The following is a 15941-nucleotide window of genomic DNA, read 5'->3' on the forward strand; positions in this document are numbered from 1 at the left end:
CCCCCCCCCGGGTGGCTACCCCGTGTGGGCGGCCCCCCCGCGCGCGCCGGGGGCGGTCCTCCCCCCGCCCCGCGACCCGGTCGATCTGCGTGGCGCAGTCGGGCTGCCACGTCTCGACGTTCAGGTCTGCGAATTCATCGGGTTTGACGATGCGAACGGTGTCGATGTCCGCGTCGCCCGCGAGTACCGCCTTCGACAGCGGCGGACGCTCATACGGCAGATGGATTTCGTCGGCGATCATCACGAGGCGGCCGTCGAAGCATTCCTTACGCAACGTCTTGACGACCCAACCCGCCGCCTGGCCACCGCCAATCACGACGACCGTGCCGGGCGACGCCTGCGCCTCCTGCATGCCTTCGGTGCTCATTGCTTGCGCTCCGTCATGAACTTGCCTTCCGGCGCCTGGGCGTTCTTCTGGCGGCGCGTGTTGCCGTCGAGGCCGCCGTCGATGGCCCATTCGGCGAACACGGTTGGACCCGGCTCGAAGTCACGCGGTTGCCATTCGGGCGTGAGGATGTCCTCATCCGCGTAATACTCGATCAGGCCGCCCGCCGGGTTCTTGAAGTACCAGAAATATGCGGACGACACGGGATGCCGGCCCGGACCGAGCTGCGTGGTCCAGCCGCAGCGGCTGATATGCAGTCCGCCGCCGAACACTTCGTGGATGTCGCGCACCGTGAACGCCACATGGTTCAGCCCCTTCTTGCCATCGGGCAGCGCGAGCAGGAACAGGTCGTGGTGACCGCCGTGCGGCGCACAGCGCATGAACGCGCCACGGTTCGGATAGCGGTCCGAAGTTTCGAAGCCCAGCAGTTCGTGGTAGAACTTTTCCTGCTCGGCAAGACAGTTCGTGAAGAACACCACGTGGCCGACTTCCACCGGCTCCGCGCGCTCGTAGATGGGCGAGGGCTGATCGACGCGCAGCGTTTGCCCCCACACGTTCGACGGCGAGCCCTGGACGTCGATCTCGCGCTTGCGGGTAACCTCAATGCGGATCGCCATGCCGGCCGGGTCGTAGCAGCCCACGGCCGTGTCGGTCGAGGTATAGCCGGACTGGCCCTTGAGGCGTTCGCGCAGCGTATCCAGCTCTTCGCGCGTGGCCACGCCCCAAGTCACCTCGCGCAGTGTCGGTCCAGCTTCGAACGCGACGGGCAGCGACAGGTCGTTCGCATCGACGGCGAGCACCGTGCAGCCGTTCAACGTCTCGAAGCGCGCGCGCGTTTCGTCATGCGCGACTTCCTTCAAGCCCCAGTCGGCGAAAAAACGCCGACAGGTTTCGAGATCCGTCACGCCATAAGTAATCTGTTCGATGCCGAGAATCGTCATGATCTGTCTCTCCTGTCGTCAGGCCTTGGCCCACGGCAGCGGTGCGTCGTTCAAGCCCCAGTAGAGGCTCTTCTGCTGCATGTATTCGCGAATGCCGAGCCGCCCTTTCTCGCGGCCCATGCCGCTGTCCTTCCAGCCCGAAAACGGCGTGGAGATCGAGAACAGCTTGTACGTATTGATCCAGACGGTGCCCGCCTCCAGCGCACGCGCCACGCGCCACGCGCGCTTGTAGTCGCGCGTCCAGATGCCGGCAGCAAGGCCGAACACGCTGTCGTTGGCTTGCCGGATCAGCGACGCTTCGTCGTCGAACGGGATCGCCACGAGCACCGGCCCGAAGATCTCTTCCTGGCAAATGCGCGCACTATTCTGGAGTCCTTCCAGAATGGTCGGCTGGTAGAAGAAGCCGTTCTCGCGCCCGTCGCCTACCGGCCGCTCGCCACCGCACAACAAGCGTCCGCCCTCTTCGAGCCCCAGTGCCACGTAACGCTCCACCGTCTCGCGGTGCTTCGCCGTAATGAGCGGACCCATCTGCGTTTCAGCCTGCTCCGGGTTACCCACGCGCAGCTTGCGCGCGCCTTCCACAAGGCGCTTCATGAACGTGTCGTAGATGCCGCGCTGCACGAAGAGGCGCGAGCCGGCAATGCAAGCCTCGCCCGACGAACTGAAGATGCCGTACAGCACGCCGTTCACGGCGTGGTCGAGATCGGCGTCGTCGAACACGATGGTCGGCGATTTGCCGCCCAGTTCGAGCGAAACCGGCATGAGCTTTTCCGCCGCGATGCGCGCGATGCCGCGGCCCACGTCCGTGCCGCCCGTGAACGATACCTTCTTCACGAGCGGATGGCGCACGAGCACGTCGCCGATCACCGAGCCCTTGCCCGGCAGCACGCTCAGCACCCCCTTGGGCACGCCCGCCTCTTCGCAGAGGCGCGCGAGCGCGAGCGAAGCAAGCGGCGTGACCTCGGCCGGCTTGAGCACCACCGAATTGCCGCCCGCGAGCGCTGGCGCCAGCTTTTGGGCATCCGAAGCGATCGGCGAATTCCACGGCGTGATCGCCGCGATCACGCCGATGGGCTCGTACACGCTCATCGTCAGATAGTCGCCGCGCGAGGGCGTGAGCTCTTCGTCGAGCGTTTCGAGGCACGCCGCGTAGTAGCGGAACGTGTTCGCGGCACTCGCCACGAGCGCGCGCGTTTCGCCGATAGGCTTGCCGTTGTCGCGACGCTGCAGGTTCGCGAGCGCCTCGTGACGTTGCGTGATGAGGTCGGCGATGCGGTACAGCACGAGCGCGCGCTGATGCGGCTTGAGCCCGGCCCAGTCGGCGCGGCGCCAGGCGGCGTCGGCGGCGACGATCGCTTCGTCGGCGTCTTCCGCGCTCGCCTGCGAGACTTCCAGGTTCAGCGACTGGTCGGCCGGATAGAGACTTGCATAGGGCGCGGCGCGTCCGCGGCGCCATTCGCCGCCGATCAGGATGTCGCCGTTCGGAAGGAGGTTCGTATCGAAAGCAGTCATTTCACAGTTCCTCATGTCGGGGGCCTCGCCCCCCACCGTGCTACGTCAGATCACGCAGCGCGCCGCACGATTGCGCAGCGCGCGGATCGCGCTGTATGCCGTCAACGCCGAGGTCTTCGGGTTGTCCGGCAACGGCTTGCCGCACATTTCCAGCGACATCTCGCCGAATGCGCCGCGCGCGACGATGCGATGCACGTTGCGCTCAACCGCCGGATCGGCGATCAGGCGCACGGTCGTCTGGTCGAGGCCGAGACCCGCCAGCGCGATCGTCGCCGCCACGTTGGCGTTCTTCGGAAAGAGACGCGCCGCTTCGCGCGCGCTGCCTTCGAAAATCACGCGCTCGCTCGTGAGCGTGCGCAGGTCGCAGACCTCCTCCGCCGGCGTGTCGAGCCAGCCGAGCGGCGGCTTGCGGCCCGTGTAGAGCACCTCGTCGAGGCCACCGAGCTTCGCCGCCGAAAGCGCGTCGATACCGCCGATCGCGCCCGAGAGCAGCGTGAGCGTGGCCTGCCCTTCATCGGCCGCGAGCGAGAGCCGCTCGAGCAGATCGACGTCCGAAAGCGCGCCGATCGATGCCACCGCGCAGTCCGTGCCGGCCTTCAGGAGCGGCACGACGTGATCGACGAGCGCGCCGTGGCCCGCGCATTCCAGCGCGAACTGCGGACGGCGGGACAACGCCGCCACCGACGACACCACCTCCACCGACGCGCCCACCACGTCGCGCACCAGCGGCGCGTGCTGCTCGGGCACGATGACGTGCGAGACGTGCACGAGCGGATCGGCGGCCACGGCGCGATACACCGTCTGCCCGATCGCGCCGAAGCCGATCATCGCGATATCGACGGGCGCCTGCGCGGCTCCCCGGTTGGCCACATCAGGCATGTTGCGGCTCCTCTTTGCGCACCGGCGGGCCGGCGAAGACCGTCTCGAAGCTGCCCACCGACTTCATGTCCACTTCCAGCAGCACCGGGCCCTCGAACGCGAGGCCTTCGCGAATCGTGGCGTCGGCGTCGTCGAGCGACGAGAGACGATAGTGCTTGAGGCCGAGGCTCGCGCAGAACTGCGCGAAGTCCGGCTGGTGCAGATCGACGAACATGCGGCGGCCGCCGTACTGCGCGTCCTGGATGTTGCGGATCACGCCATAGCACTGGTCGTTCATCAGCACGATCATGACGTTGGCCTTCTCCTGCACGGCCGTCGCGAGTTCGCCGACGTTGACCATCAGGCCGCCGTCGCCGACGAGGCACACGGTCTTCGCCGCGGCACCTGCGAGCGCCGCGCCGATCGCCATCTGCATGCCCTGGCCGATGCCGCCGCCAAGCGCGTGCACGCCCGCGCGCGGGCTGAAAATCTTCAGGAGGCGGTTGCCCCACGTGCTGTTCGAGATCGTGACGTCGCGCACCCAGTTGTAGTCGCGGCCCACGGCACGCTGGAGCGCTTCCACGAGGCGGCGATAGGGGCCGAGACCCTTGGCCGTTTCCGCCACGGCCGTTTCGTGCGCCGCCGCGAGATCGGCTGCGAACTGCGGATCGACCTTGAGCTTGCCTTCGAGCCGGGTAGCCAGCGCGTCGAGCACAGCCGCCGAGTCGCCATGCACGAAAAGCGCATTGCGATAACCGCGGTTGTCGGCCAGCGCATCCGCGTCGACGCGATAAAGCGGTTGCGGCAGGCCAAGCTTGTACTTCAGCGTTTCGTTGCCGCGCAGGCGCGAGCCCACCACGAGCATCGCGTCACAAGTCTTGTAGAACGTCTCGACGGGAGCGCTCACGTTGAATGCGCCAAGCGTAGCCGGATGATCTTCTGGCAGCACGCCACGGCCCTGCACGCTCGTCACCACGCCGAAGCCCAGCGCCACGAGGCGCTCGACCGCCGCGCGCGCATGGCGTGCGCCGCCGCCGAGCCACAGCAGCGGACGCTTTGCTTTCGCGAGTGCGTTCGCCAGTTCCTCCACGCGCGCATCGGCGTGCGTAAGCGCCGTAAGGTGCGGCGCGCTCAGATCGGCGGGCCAGTCGGTCAGCGCGGCCTGGATGTCGATGGGGATCTCCACGCTCACCGGGCCGCTCGGTGCGGTCCGCGCCACGCGCACCGCTTCGCGGATCGTGGGCAGCGCCGTTTCGACCGAGCGCACGCGGAACGCGGCCTTCGAGATCGAGGAGAGCATCGTCAGTTGATCCGGTGCCTCGTGAATGTAGGCGAGGTCCTGATCGAGATATTCGGTTTCGATCTGGCCGGTGATATGCAGGAGTGCCGTGCCCGCGGTCAGCGCTTCGACCATCGCGCCCGCTGCATTGCCCGCCGCCGTGCCCGTGCTCGTGAACGCCACGCCCAGGCCGCCCGAGACGCGCGCAAGGCCATCCGCCATGTTGACCGCGCCCGCTTCGCCGCGCGCGCCGACGTAGCGGATCTTGCCGCGCCGGCCGATGGCGTCGAGGATCGGCATGTTGTGAATCGAGATCACGCCGAACGTGGTCTCTACGCCGCATTGTTCGAGAAAAGCGGCAATCAGTTCGCCGACGGTGGTTTTGTTAGACATGACGTGCTACGCCTCCAGATACATCGATATGACTGCCCGTCGTATAGGACGACAGGGACGTGGCCAGATAAAACAGTGCCCGGGCCGCTTCTTCGGGGCGGCCGAAACGGCCCAGCGGAATGTGTTTCGTGCGCGCGAGCTCGCCGGTCCAGTCTTCCCAGCTCTGACCCGGCTTCGCCTGGGTCTCGTAGCGGCGGCGCCACTGGCCCGACTCGACGATCCCGATCAGGATCGAGTTCACGCGAATACGCTCGGGCGCGAGTTCGACCGCGAGCGACTTGATGAGGCTCAGCACCCCGGCGCGCGCCGACGACGTCGCCACCATGTGCGGCTCCGGCTGCAGCGCGAGCAGCGAGTTCACGCAGACGATCGCCGCGTTGCCTTGCTTCGCCGTACTACGCAGCATCGGCAGGAACGCGCGCGTCGGGCGGATGATGCTGAAATACTTGAGGTCCAGTTCTTCGCGCCACGCTTCGTCGGTGGTGTCCGCAAAGGTCGAAACGCGGCCCTGGCCCGCGTTGTTCACGAGCATGTCGGTGCGGCCGAAGCGCGTCTCGACTTCGCCGGCAAACGCGGCCACGTCGTCGGCGTTCAGCACGTCGCAGCGCGCGGCCAGCAGCTGCGCCTGTGGGAAGCGTTCACGCAAACCCTGCTCGGCGCGAGCGAGGCGCCCGGCGTCGCGGCCGCAGATCGCGACCGAAGCGCCCGCCTGCAGAAAGAGTTCGGCCGTCGCGAGACCGATGCCGGACGAACCGCCCGTCACCACCGCGACCTGACCGGTCAAGTCGATTTGAATCATCTGATCCCCAATGCCTTCATGTACGGGCTGCCCTTGCGGGTACTGCCTTGCGGACCGCTTTGAGATCCGCTCTCGGGCCGATAGTTGAGCCGTCGCGAGAGTTCGTCCGCGGCGCGGCGAACCTTGTCGATCAAACCCGCATCGAGTAGCTGGGCGTCGATGGCCGGACGCGGGATCGTCGTGGTGATCACCGCCACGATGCGCCCTGTATCGTTGCGCACGGGCGCCGATACCACCGAAATACCGCGTTCGAACGAGGACTCGCTCACCGCATAGCCTCGTTCGGCATCCTCACGAATTCGGGAAAGAAGCTCCTCCACGGTCTCGGGCGTCTGCGGCGTGAAGCGTTCGAGCGCCGGCTCGGGATAGAGCGCACGCAGCTCGTTCAGCGTGAAGTCGCCCATCAGCACCTGGCCGTGCGTGGTGGCGTGCGCCGGCAGGCGCGTGCCCACGTTCACCTTGATCGAGCTGAAAATCGGCGCATGGCTTTGCGCCTTCGCCACGAAGACGATGTCGCGGCCGTCGCGGATCACGATATGCGAGGTGAGGCCCGTTTCGTCGCGCAGCGCCTCGATGAGCGGCAGGCCGAGATCGGTGAGCTCCAGCGAACTCAGGTACTCGAAGCCGAGGCGCAGCACCGCCACGCCCAGCCGGTAATTGCGGTCGCGATCCGCGCGCTCGAGGAAGCCCAGCGATTCGAGCGTCTGCAGCAGGCGAAACACCGTCGTGCGCGGAATGCCAAGGCGCCGCGACAACTCGGGCGCGTCGAGCACGGGCTCGCGCGGCGAAAATTCGGTGAGGATGCGCAGTCCCCGTTCCAGACCCGGCACGCGATAGTTCGTATCGCTGCGGTCTTCGTCGGCGCCGGGGGTCGCTCTGGCGAAATCGGGTGTCATTCAGTGACTCCGTTGTCCTTCGGCCGCGCGGCAGAACGCGTCGATCAACGCGTCGTAGGCCGCCGGTGCTTCGATATAGCCCGCATGGCCGGCACGCGGCACGAGCTGCAGCGGCACGCGTGCCGCCTGCGCCAGCCGTTCGCACGCGGCGGGCGGCGTGATCGTGTCCTCGGCGCCCACGGCCATGCCCACACGGCCCTGGAAAATCGCGAGATCGGCGGCAAGGTCCGCATTCGCGAGCAGATGCGTGGCCTGCGCGTAGCCGTGCGGCAGCACACGCGACATGTTCCAGCGCACCCAGGCACGCGCCGTGTCATCGGCATGCGGGGAGAGCATGTTCGCGCTGCGCTTTTCGGCAAGACCCGCCGGGCCGAGTTCGGCCAGCATCGCGAGGCGCGCATCGCGCTTTTCGGCGCGCACCGCCTCGCTCGCCGCGCCGTAGCCGCCCGCGGGCGAAATCAGGAGCAGCCCCGCCAGCCGCTCCTGATTCGCCGCAGCGAAAGCACCCGCGACAATGGCGCCAAGCGAATGCCCTGCCAGCACGCAACGTGCAATGCCGAGCGCGTCGAGCCAGCCGGCCAGCCGTTGGGCATAGTCGGCGGCAACGGGCGACCCGGCCGCGACCGGCGTGGAAGCGCCATACCCCGGCGCGTCCCAGGCCAGCACGCGGCGCGAGGCGCCCAGCGTTTCGAACTGCTGAATCCAGGAAGCCGCTCCCGAACCGATGCCATGAAGCAGTACGAGCGGCAGCGCATCGTCTGGCCTTCCTGGCGCCTCGCGATACGCCACGCTCGCGCCCCCCACGTCGGCAAGCTTGACCGGGAAGCGGGCAAGGCGAGCTTCGAGCGGTGCGGCGGCTTCAACGGCGGGTGTGATGAGGGTGTTCATGGCAACCGGTTCAGTCGTGGACAATCTGGATTCCTTACTTCTGCAGGTCGCGCTTGATCTTCGCGAGCGGCGAATCCGGCGGATAGGTCGGCGTAATGGGCTTCGGCGAGCCGAGCATCACGCACATCAGCGCGTCTTCCTCGCCGATGTTGATTTCCGTGCGGTACACGCCGGGCGGCACCGAGATCAGGTCGCGCTCGCCGAGCACGGCTTCCCAGGTCTTGCCGTCCTTCTCGCAGATCACCTTCATCTTGCCGCGCAGCACGAAGAAGATTTCTTCCACGTCCATATGGATGTGGCTCGGGCCGATGTTGCCGGCCGGAATCACCATCGTCGAAAACGTGAAGCCGCCCGCGGGCACCGTGTTCACGTCTTTCGCGACACCCGTGCCGCCCGTGCCCACGTAGCGCATCTGCGCGCGGCGGTACTTCGGATCGTAGTCGGCCTGGAACTTCAGCGCGTCCCAGTCGTAGCGGCGCGTTGCATAGCGCGCCACGCGGCCGTCCATCCATTGTTCGAAGGTGGCGTCGTCGGGTTGGTCCCACGACTTGCGCTCGATATCGGCATCAGCCATCGATTTCTCCCTGGGTTCGGTTGGTTGAGATCAATTCATCACGAAGCCGCCGTTCACCGGCAGCAGTTGGCCCGTCACGAAGCGGGCGGCATCGGACAGCAGGAACAGCACGGGTCCCGTCACGTCGTCGGGCACCTGCGAGCGGCGCAGCGCACGGCCTTCGAGGTAGTACGCGTGGCGATCCGCCGGCACATAGGCCGTCGCCTCGACTTCGGTCAAGCCCGGCGCGATGGCGTTGACGGTGATGCCATCGGTGCCGAACTCGCGCGCGAGCGAATGCGTCATCGCAATCACGGCGCCCTTGCTGGCCACATAAGCGAGCAGCTTTGGCGCGCCCCACAATGCGGTGTCCGAAGCGATGTTCACGACCGCACCGCGGCCCGACTCCGCCAGCCAACGCTGGGCCGCCGTGCACATGAGCCACGTGCCGCGCACGTTGACGTTCATGACGGCGTCCCACGTGTCGACGCTCAGTTCACCGGCAAGCTTGCCGCCCGAATTCGTGATCGCCGCGTTGTTGATGAGGCTGTCGATGCCGCTCATGCGTTGCGCCGCGCCCTCGATAAACGCGCGGATGCTTTCCGGCTGGGCGAGATCGAGCGGCGCATAGCTCACGTCATGCCCTTGCTCCGCGAGCGAGGCCGCGAGCGACGCACCGGCGTCGTGCAGCACGTCGCCGAACGTCACGCGCGCACCGGCTGCGGCCAGCGCCGTCACGAACGCCGCGCCCAGGCCCCGCGCACCGCCGGTCACGACGACGCGTCGGCCGGCCAGGCCCGCCTGCGCCACGGTGTTATGCATGGCTGTGGCCCGCCGCTTGCGCGCCCTGCGTTGCGCCTTGCTTTGCGTCCTGCTGGGCACGCCAGACATCGAGCTCGGCGAAATCCTGCTGCGCGCGCTGGCGCAGCATGCGACGCACACGCGTCATGCCCACATCGTGCTGATAGAGGAATTCGTGATCGCGCGCATTCGGCGCCATGCTTTCCAGAACGTAGCGGTCTTGCTCCAGCACGGCCCAGTGCAGCCCTTCCAGGCGGTTGCGGTACAGGAAGCGCCATGCGTCGCGCTGCCAACCCTGCACCTTGCGCGTGCGCCAGAAATAAACCTGGCAGTGCTTTTCATCAACGGGCACGGCGAAACCGATGATGCCGAAATTACCGCCGGGGCCGAACTTCTTCCTGTACGGAATCGCCAGACGCATCCAGAGACTGCCCGTGTCGCCCAGTTCCACCCAGTCGAAATTCACGTCGCGCTGGCCGACCTTCTCGAACATGAGGCCCGTTTCGGTCTTGCGCACGCGCATGTCGGCCTGCTTGTCGCCTTCGGCCATCGAGTGCGAGGTCGCGTGCAGGTAGGCGCCGTGCATCGGGTCCATCACGTTGTCGATCGCGTACTGGTAATTGCACTTCCAGTTCGACATGCAGAGGAAACTCGAATACGACTCGTCCACCAGTTCTTCGGGCAGCACGAGCGGCGCCGGCTCCTTGTGCGCTTCGTCGCCGAACCACAGGAAGATCGCGCCCGCATGCTCTTCGACCGGATACGACTTCACGCACTTCTGGCCTTCCAGCGGACAGGCCGCCACGGCCGGCACGCTCTGCACCGTGCCGCCGCCGTCGATTTCGATGCCGTGATACCAGCACGCCACGCGGTCGCCGAGGTTCCAGCCCAGCGAAAGGCGCGCGCCGCGGTGCGGGCAACGGTCTTCGAGCGCGCGGACCTTGCCGTCCTGATCGCGCCACAGCACGATCTGGTCGCCAAGACGCGTGATGCCGACGGGCGCGCTGCCAACCTGCCAGCTCGGCGCGACGGGATACCAGTAATTACGCAGGCCGCGGTCGAGATAGGCGCGGATCGGATCGGCGGCGCCGGCTGCTTCGGAAGTGGGGGACGTCATCGTGAGACTCCGGATACTTGTTCGGTGTGACGGTGCTTGACCGTCCATGTCGGCGTGCCCGCTTATTCGGCGAGCAGACGGAATTCGGCGGTCAGTCGCTCCGCGGTCCACGGCGCGCCTTCGGGCGTGCGGAAACCCACGCGGTTCAGTCCTGCCACCACCTCTTCGAGTTCGACGGCACCGGCCTCGAATACCTTCTCGAGCGCATCGCCAAAGTCGTTTTCGTATTGCGTGGGCTCGGCCTTGCGGGTCTGCCACACGAGGTTCAGCGCCTCGCCGGGCTGCTCGATCACACCCTTGCCGGCCACGTTGTTCGGTTGCGGCGCCAGCCAGGGCTTGAGCGACGGGTTGAAGTTCACGGGGATTTCGCGCATGTCATTCCACCTTGATCTGGATTTCTTCGCCGGCGAGACGGACCGAATACATCTTCAGGTCGCGACCGCCGGGCTCCTTGAGGCACTTTCCGGTAGGGATATGGAACACGGCTTCGTGCAGGGGGCATTCGACGGTGTCGCCGTCGACGAAACCCTGCGTCAGCAACGCGTACGCATGCGGGCAGACGTTCTCCAGTGCATAGAGTTCGTCGCCCACCTTGTAGATGCCGATTTCGGTGCCGTCGAGCTTGAACTCGATCGGCGCATCTTCGGACAGATCGCCGGCATGTCCGGCACAACGCCATTCTTCAGCCATTTCTCACCTTTCCAGGACACTCATGTTCCATACAAGGAACATTAGTTTATGTATGGTCATTATAGAAGCCGTGGCGCGCGGAAAAAACAGAAATCACACCTCCCTGGGGAAAACACCGATCGTCCGTCGGAAGAGGGCAGGAACGGTGTCGTCCCGGGTCTCGCCGAAGTTGCCGAAACGCTTGAACGGAAAGACTTTCTTTAGACCAGCCGAGCGCTTGACGCCAAAACAACACAGGGTATTCACCGTCCCAAAAAAGTATTTTGGCTACCAGAAAGAATCTCTATACTTTCCATAGGCGTTACGTTTGTCCATATATGGAACACGACACGTTCAGTGTAGCCGACCAGAAAGAAGCGGCGCAACGCCAATCAAGAGGTTGAACAGGCCGGCGCGAGCGATCCGGTCATTCGTCATACGTTGAGGAGTCCAAAGTTGAAGCACGTCATTGTCGCGGGACTGACCGGAATCTGCGCTGTCACGAGCGCCTGGGCGCAAAGCAGCGTCACGCTGTACGGCAGCATGGATGCCGGCGTCGCCTATATCAGCAACGCGGGTGGGAGCACGAAGTGGGAAGAGGAACAGGGTAATACCCAGCCCGACCGCTGGGGCCTGCGCGGCATGGAAGACCTGGGCGGCGGCCTGAAGGCGGTCTTCCAGCTAGAAAACGGCTTCTATACGAACACGGGCGCAATGGCGAAGGCAGGCACGCTGTTCAACCGCGCGGCCTTCGTGGGCCTGCAATCGGACCAGATCGGCACGCTCTCGTTCGGCCTGCAGACGCCATTCTCGTTCGACGTGCTGGGCCCGTTCAGCACGGGCTACCTGAGCGGCAACTGGTTCGCGTTCCACCCCGGCAACATCGACGAACTCGCCGACACGAGCGTCGTGCCGTTCCAGAACTCGGTGAAATTCCGTTCTGCGAACTTTTATGGCTTCACGGCCGGCGCGATGCTGGGCCTTGGCAACACCTCCAACTTCGCAACCGGCCGCACGATGAGCTACGCGCTCACGTACAACAACGGCGGCTTCAAGGCCGGCGCTTCGTGGTCGAACGAGAACGACCGCTCGGTGTCGATGGCGACGACCGGCATCACGGAGTTCCAGGGCCAGCCGGCCGCGACGTACCTCGCGGACAAGGTGCAGAACATGGGCATCGGCGCGCAGTACTCATTGGGCAATCTGCTCCTGCACGGTCTCTATACGCGCACGAAGCTGCAGTCGAACGGCTACTCCGACACGTTCCAGAGTTATGACGCGGGCGCGAACTACCAGCTTACCGTTGCCGATACGATCGTGAGCGGCGCCTCCACTTCGACGCTCTCGGGCCGCCGCTGGTCCCAGATCGTGGTCGGCGACATCTACGCGCTCTCGAAGTCCACCCAGGTCTATGCCGACGTCCTGTACGAGCATGCGAACTCCGAAGCGTATGCCGCGCTCTTCACCGCCGGGGTATCGAGCGGACGCAACCAGGTCAGCGTGCTGACCGGCATTCACCACTCGTTCTGATCGTTTTGATCGACGCGCGGCGCCAGGGCCAGGGCCAGGTCAGACCCGGCCCGGCCCGGCCGCGCCGGTTCAGAGAAAGCCCGCCGGCAGCGGACGATTGCGCGCCGCGCGAGCCGCGGTGGGATCGTCGGCGCGCGGGCGATAGTTCAGGCGCGTCGACAGATCGACGGCCGCGCCGCACACCGCCGCGATGAGCGGCGCCCGCTGCGTTTCGCCGCCAATATCGGAGCGCGGCACCGTCACCGTGATGGCCGCCGCGATCTTGCCCGACTGATCGCGCACCGGCGCGCTCACCACCGAAATCCCCGTTTCGAACGATCCCTCGCTCAACGCGTAGCCCTGCTCCGCGCTCTCGCGTATGCGCGCGTAGAGATCGGTGACGGTAGCCGGCGTGCGCTCGGTGTAGCGTTCGAGCTGCTTCTCCGGGTAGAGCGCGCGCAACTCGGCGAGCGTGAAATCGCCCATCAGCACCTGGCCATGCACGGTGGCGTGCGCGGGCAAACGCGTGCCCACGTGCACCTTCACCGAACTGAACATCGGATCGTGCGTCTGCGCCTTCGCGACGAATACCACGTCGCGGCCGTCGCGGATCAGGAGGTGCGAGCTCAACCCAGTCGAATCGCGCAGCCGTTCGAGCACAGGCTGACCGAAGTCCGTGAGTTCGAGCGAGCTCAGATATTCGAAGCCGAGCCGCAGCACGGCCACGCCCAGACGAAACTGCCGGTCGCCGTTCACGCGTTCGAGAAAACCCAGCGCTTCGAGCGTCTGCAGCAGGCGGAACGTGGTCGTGCGCGGAATGCCGATGCGCCGCGACAGTTCCGGGGCGCCGAGCACCGGCTCGCGCGCGGAAAATTCGGTGAGGATGCGCAGGCCTCGTTCGAGGCCGGGGACGAGGTAGGTGGACGTGCCCGCGCCGTCTTCGTCGGTGCCTTCGGGGGCATTTTCGTGGGCGTTTTCATGCATTGCTGCGGCGTCCCGCGCGGCGCTCTCCTCGTCGGCGGGATGTGCCTGGCTCCCTCGCGGCACGGTGCCGCGACGGGCAGTACCGGTCGTGTTTTGTCTGGCCATTGTCGGCTTCTGTCTATCGGATGGTTCGTTGACTTCTGGAATGATAGCGCGAAGCGTACCGGTTACCGACGGCCTCCGGGGTCTTGGGCGGACTCCGCCAAGACAGGAGCCCTCAACTCTGCGCGAGCATGCGCGGAATTTCCTCGACGAAGGCATCCACCGCCACGCGTACCTTCGACGCCATATGCCGCGATTGCTGCCGGACCACGTGGACCTCGGCGCCCAGCACGCTGCGGCTGTCCATCACGAGCGCGAGGCGGCCGTCGCTGAGGTAAGGCGCCATCAACCAGCACGGTAGCCACGCCAGCCCCGCCCCGGCGGCGGCCGCATCGGCAATGGCCTGCAGGTCGTCGAAGCGCATCCGTGCCGCCGGCCGCCACTCCTGCGGGCTGCCGTCGGGCCCGAGCACGCGCCACGGTACGCTCTGTCCCGCGCGGGCATAGACGATGCCCGTGTGGCCGGCAAGTGCGGAAGGGGCGGCCGGCTTGCCATACCGCGCGAGATACGCCGGCGACGCGCAAATGCCCATACCCTGCACGCCCAGCCGCCGCGCAACGAGCGTCGCGTGCTCGGGCAGCGTGCCGATGCGTACCGCGAGATCGAAACCGTCCTCGACGAGATCCGCCACGCGGTCGCTGAACGACAGATCGACTTCAAGCCGCGGATGCCGCTCGACCAGCGCACGCACGATGGGCGCCACGCACTGCCGCCCGAACAGCACGGGAGCCGTGATGCGCAACCGTCCGGCGGGCTCGCGGCGGCCGTGATCGAGCGCCGCTTCGGCCACGCTCAGTTCGGCCAGCACGCGGCGGCATTGCTCGTAATACGCGTGGCCTTCGTCGGTGAGGCTCAGGCTGCGCGTGGTGCGCTGCAGAAGCCGCACGCCGAGCCGCTGCTCAAGCCGCGCCACCACCTTTGCCACGGCCGAACGCGTCACGCCGAGTCGCTCGCCCGCCGCGGCGAAGCTGCCCGCGTCCACCACGTCCACGAATTCGGCCACGCCTCTCAGCCGGTCGATCATCGGTTTGCCCTCGTTTGAATCCAATATGGCGACATTGAGTTTCTTCAATCTCACCAATGTCGCCCCACGCGCAACACTATCATAGGCGCTCAACCTGACCGGGAGCAGCAATGAATGCATGGAAACTGAAGGCCGGCAGCGGCGTCGCCGCGCTCGCCCGTACCAATGCCGCAGTCCGCGAGCCGGAACCGCACGAGGTGGTCGTGAAGATTCATGCGGCTTCGCTCAACTACCGCGATCTGATGTACGCACGCGGCGACTACCTCGGCCTTGGCGACGCGACGCTCGTACCCGTGGCGGACGGCGCGGGTGAGGTGGTGGAAGTCGGCAGCGCGGTCACGCGCTTCAAGCGGGGTGACCGCGTCATCAACAACTATTTTCCCTACTGGATCGACGGCGGCCCGACACGTTCGAAAGTGCGGGTATCGCCCGGCGCCCAGGTGGACGGCGTGCTGGCCGAACGATTCGTCGCCGACGAACAAGCCTTTGTGACGATCCCGGCGCACCTGAGCTACGAGGAAGCCGCGACGATCTCCTGCGCGGGCATCACGGCCTGGAACGCCCTTTTCGCAGACGGTGGCGCGCGACTCGGCGCAACCGTTGCGCTACTCGGCACGGGCGGTGTTTCGATCTGGGCGCTGCAGCTCGCGCACGCGGCCGGGCTGCGCACCATCATCACCTCGTCGAGCGACGAGAAGCTCGAACGCGCACGCCAGCTTGGCGCGGACGCCACGATCAACTATCGCGCCACACCTGATTGGCAGAACGAAGTACTTTGCCTCACGGAAGGCGCCGGCGCCGATATCGTGGTGGAAGTGGGCGGCCGGGACACGCTGCCGCGCTCGGTAGCGGCAACGAAGATGGGCGGGATCGTCTCGATCATCGGTGGCTTGAGCGGCTTCGCCGGGCCGGAACTCCCGTTGCTGCCCGTGATCGGCGGTATACGGCGGCTGCAGGGCGTCATGGTGGGCAGCCGCGCGATGCTGGAAGACGTGGCGAATCTGGTTGCTGCACGGCAAATCCGGCCCGTGGTGGATCGTGTGTTCGGGTTCGACGAAGCGCCCGAAGCCTATGCGTGGCTGGAAGGTGGGAAGCACTTCGGGAAGGTGGTGATACGCGTAGCGGAGTAGATCAGGGTCGGAAAATAGTCGACCAGAACACCTGCAGACAGCGTCTTCTGGCCGGCAATCAACGCCGTGACCAACGACTTCGTCTCCCCCACCGGGATTTC

17 protein-coding genes are annotated in these 15941 nt (G+C 66.2%); 2 read left to right on the forward strand and 15 right to left on the reverse strand.

Annotated elements, in window-relative coordinates; genetic code table 11:
* The 13 genes from V8683_RS28555 to V8683_RS28615 form a co-directional block, all read right to left on the reverse strand.
* Positions 1 to 367, reverse strand: a 367-nt coding sequence (locus V8683_RS28555; RefSeq protein WP_462880711.1) for an FAD-dependent oxidoreductase, incomplete at its 3' end; no start/stop codon positions are given.
* Complete coding sequence (locus V8683_RS28560; protein ID WP_411193270.1) at positions 364 to 1326, reverse strand: VOC family protein; 963 nt, start codon at positions 1324 to 1326, stop codon at positions 364 to 366. The genes V8683_RS28560 and V8683_RS28555, both read right to left, overlap by 4 nt.
* Positions 1327 to 1344: 18 nt before the next feature.
* Positions 1345 to 2838, reverse strand: coding sequence for an aldehyde dehydrogenase (locus V8683_RS28565; RefSeq protein WP_411193271.1), 1494 nt, complete (start codon positions 2836 to 2838; stop codon positions 1345 to 1347).
* A gap of 45 nt (positions 2839 to 2883) precedes the next feature.
* Positions 2884 to 3717 (reverse strand): aspartate dehydrogenase, encoded by an 834-nt coding sequence (locus V8683_RS28570; RefSeq protein WP_411193272.1) that lies wholly within the window; start codon positions 3715 to 3717, stop codon positions 2884 to 2886.
* Entirely contained in the window at positions 3710 to 5368 is a 1659-nt protein-coding gene (locus tag V8683_RS28575; RefSeq protein WP_411193273.1) for a thiamine pyrophosphate-binding protein, read from the reverse strand. The genes V8683_RS28570 and V8683_RS28575 overlap by 8 nt, the downstream gene beginning before the upstream one ends.
* Positions 5361 to 6167 carry an SDR family oxidoreductase gene (locus V8683_RS28580; RefSeq protein WP_411193274.1) on the reverse strand — a complete coding sequence of 269 codons (807 nt, stop codon included), beginning with the start codon at positions 6165 to 6167 and terminating at the stop codon, positions 5361 to 5363. Before V8683_RS28580 ends, V8683_RS28575 begins: the two co-directional genes overlap by 8 nt.
* Positions 6164 to 7063 (reverse strand): IclR family transcriptional regulator, encoded by a 900-nt coding sequence (locus tag V8683_RS28585; RefSeq protein WP_411193275.1) that lies wholly within the window; start codon positions 7061 to 7063, stop codon positions 6164 to 6166. The genes V8683_RS28580 and V8683_RS28585 overlap by 4 nt, the downstream gene beginning before the upstream one ends.
* Positions 7064 to 7951 (reverse strand): alpha/beta fold hydrolase, encoded by an 888-nt coding sequence (locus V8683_RS28590; protein ID WP_411193276.1) that lies wholly within the window; start codon positions 7949 to 7951, stop codon positions 7064 to 7066.
* A gap of 34 nt (positions 7952 to 7985) precedes the next feature.
* Entirely contained in the window at positions 7986 to 8525 is a 540-nt protein-coding gene (locus V8683_RS28595; protein WP_411193277.1) for a cupin domain-containing protein, read from the reverse strand.
* 30 nt (positions 8526 to 8555) lie between these two features.
* The gene (locus tag V8683_RS28600; protein ID WP_411193278.1) at positions 8556 to 9326 is read right to left on the reverse strand and encodes an SDR family oxidoreductase; all 771 of its coding nucleotides are present in this window, start codon (positions 9324 to 9326) and stop codon (positions 8556 to 8558) included.
* Positions 9319 to 10422: an aromatic ring-hydroxylating dioxygenase subunit alpha gene (locus V8683_RS28605; RefSeq protein WP_411193279.1), complete on the reverse strand. Its 1104-nt coding sequence runs from the start codon at positions 10420 to 10422 to the stop codon at positions 9319 to 9321. Before V8683_RS28605 ends, V8683_RS28600 begins: the two co-directional genes overlap by 8 nt.
* A 62-nt stretch (positions 10423 to 10484) precedes the next feature.
* On the reverse strand, positions 10485 to 10796 hold the full coding sequence (locus V8683_RS28610) for a recombinase-like helix-turn-helix domain-containing protein (protein ID WP_027794791.1): 312 nt from the start codon (positions 10794 to 10796) through the stop codon (positions 10485 to 10487).
* Position 10797: 1 nt separating this feature from the next.
* A complete protein-coding gene (locus V8683_RS28615; RefSeq protein WP_411193280.1) occupies positions 10798 to 11112 on the reverse strand; it encodes a non-heme iron oxygenase ferredoxin subunit in 315 nt (104 codons plus the stop codon).
* A gap of 435 nt (positions 11113 to 11547) precedes the next feature.
* Here V8683_RS28615 and V8683_RS28620 point away from each other — a divergent pair, with 435 nt between their 5' ends.
* A complete protein-coding gene (locus tag V8683_RS28620) occupies positions 11548 to 12621 on the forward strand; it encodes a porin (protein WP_411193281.1) in 1074 nt (357 codons plus the stop codon).
* A gap of 69 nt (positions 12622 to 12690) precedes the next feature.
* Here the strand turns inward: V8683_RS28620 and V8683_RS28625 are convergent, their stop codons facing one another.
* Together V8683_RS28625 and V8683_RS28630 are read right to left on the reverse strand one after the other, a co-directional pair.
* On the reverse strand, positions 12691 to 13584 hold the full coding sequence (locus V8683_RS28625) for an IclR family transcriptional regulator (RefSeq protein ID WP_411193571.1): 894 nt from the start codon (positions 13582 to 13584) through the stop codon (positions 12691 to 12693).
* Between the two features lie 217 nt (positions 13585 to 13801).
* The gene (locus tag V8683_RS28630; protein ID WP_411193282.1) at positions 13802 to 14710 is read right to left on the reverse strand and encodes a LysR family transcriptional regulator; all 909 of its coding nucleotides are present in this window, start codon (positions 14708 to 14710) and stop codon (positions 13802 to 13804) included.
* A gap of 110 nt (positions 14711 to 14820) precedes the next feature.
* Between V8683_RS28630 and V8683_RS28635 the strand changes: the two genes are divergently transcribed.
* A complete protein-coding gene (locus V8683_RS28635) occupies positions 14821 to 15840 on the forward strand; it encodes a zinc-dependent alcohol dehydrogenase family protein (RefSeq protein WP_411193283.1) in 1020 nt (339 codons plus the stop codon).
* Positions 15841 to 15941: the final 101 nt, after the last annotated feature.

Source organism: Paraburkholderia sp. AV2 (assembly GCF_054968425.1).

Excerpts from the sequence above, each read along its gene's own strand:
- V8683_RS28595 (WP_411193277.1), bottom strand. The coding sequence starts at position 8,525 with ATGGCTGATGCCGATATCGAGCGCAAGTCGTGGGACCAACCCGACGAC.
- V8683_RS28615 (WP_411193280.1), bottom strand. The coding sequence starts at position 11,112 with ATGGCTGAAGAATGGCGTTGTGCCGGACATGCCGGCGATCTGTCCGAA.
- V8683_RS28565 (WP_411193271.1), bottom strand. The coding sequence starts at position 2,838 with ATGACTGCTTTCGATACGAACCTCCTTCCGAACGGCGACATCCTGATC.
- V8683_RS28610 (WP_027794791.1), bottom strand. The coding sequence starts at position 10,796 with ATGCGCGAAATCCCCGTGAACTTCAACCCGTCGCTCAAGCCCTGGCTG.
- V8683_RS28590 (WP_411193276.1), bottom strand. The coding sequence starts at position 7,951 with ATGAACACCCTCATCACACCCGCCGTTGAAGCCGCCGCACCGCTCGAA.
- V8683_RS28570 (WP_411193272.1), bottom strand. The coding sequence starts at position 3,717 with ATGCCTGATGTGGCCAACCGGGGAGCCGCGCAGGCGCCCGTCGATATC.
- V8683_RS28560 (WP_411193270.1), bottom strand. The coding sequence starts at position 1,326 with ATGACGATTCTCGGCATCGAACAGATTACTTATGGCGTGACGGATCTC.
- V8683_RS28630 (WP_411193282.1), bottom strand. The coding sequence starts at position 14,710 with ATGATCGACCGGCTGAGAGGCGTGGCCGAATTCGTGGACGTGGTGGAC.
- V8683_RS28580 (WP_411193274.1), bottom strand. The coding sequence starts at position 6,167 with ATGATTCAAATCGACTTGACCGGTCAGGTCGCGGTGGTGACGGGCGGT.
- V8683_RS28575 (WP_411193273.1), bottom strand. The coding sequence starts at position 5,368 with ATGTCTAACAAAACCACCGTCGGCGAACTGATTGCCGCTTTTCTCGAA.
- V8683_RS28605 (WP_411193279.1), bottom strand. The coding sequence starts at position 10,422 with ATGACGTCCCCCACTTCCGAAGCAGCCGGCGCCGCCGATCCGATCCGC.
- V8683_RS28625 (WP_411193571.1), bottom strand. The coding sequence starts at position 13,584 with ATGCATGAAAACGCCCACGAAAATGCCCCCGAAGGCACCGACGAAGAC.
- V8683_RS28635 (WP_411193283.1), top strand. The coding sequence starts at position 14,821 with ATGAATGCATGGAAACTGAAGGCCGGCAGCGGCGTCGCCGCGCTCGCC.
- V8683_RS28600 (WP_411193278.1), bottom strand. The coding sequence starts at position 9,326 with ATGCATAACACCGTGGCGCAGGCGGGCCTGGCCGGCCGACGCGTCGTC.
- V8683_RS28585 (WP_411193275.1), bottom strand. The coding sequence starts at position 7,063 with ATGACACCCGATTTCGCCAGAGCGACCCCCGGCGCCGACGAAGACCGC.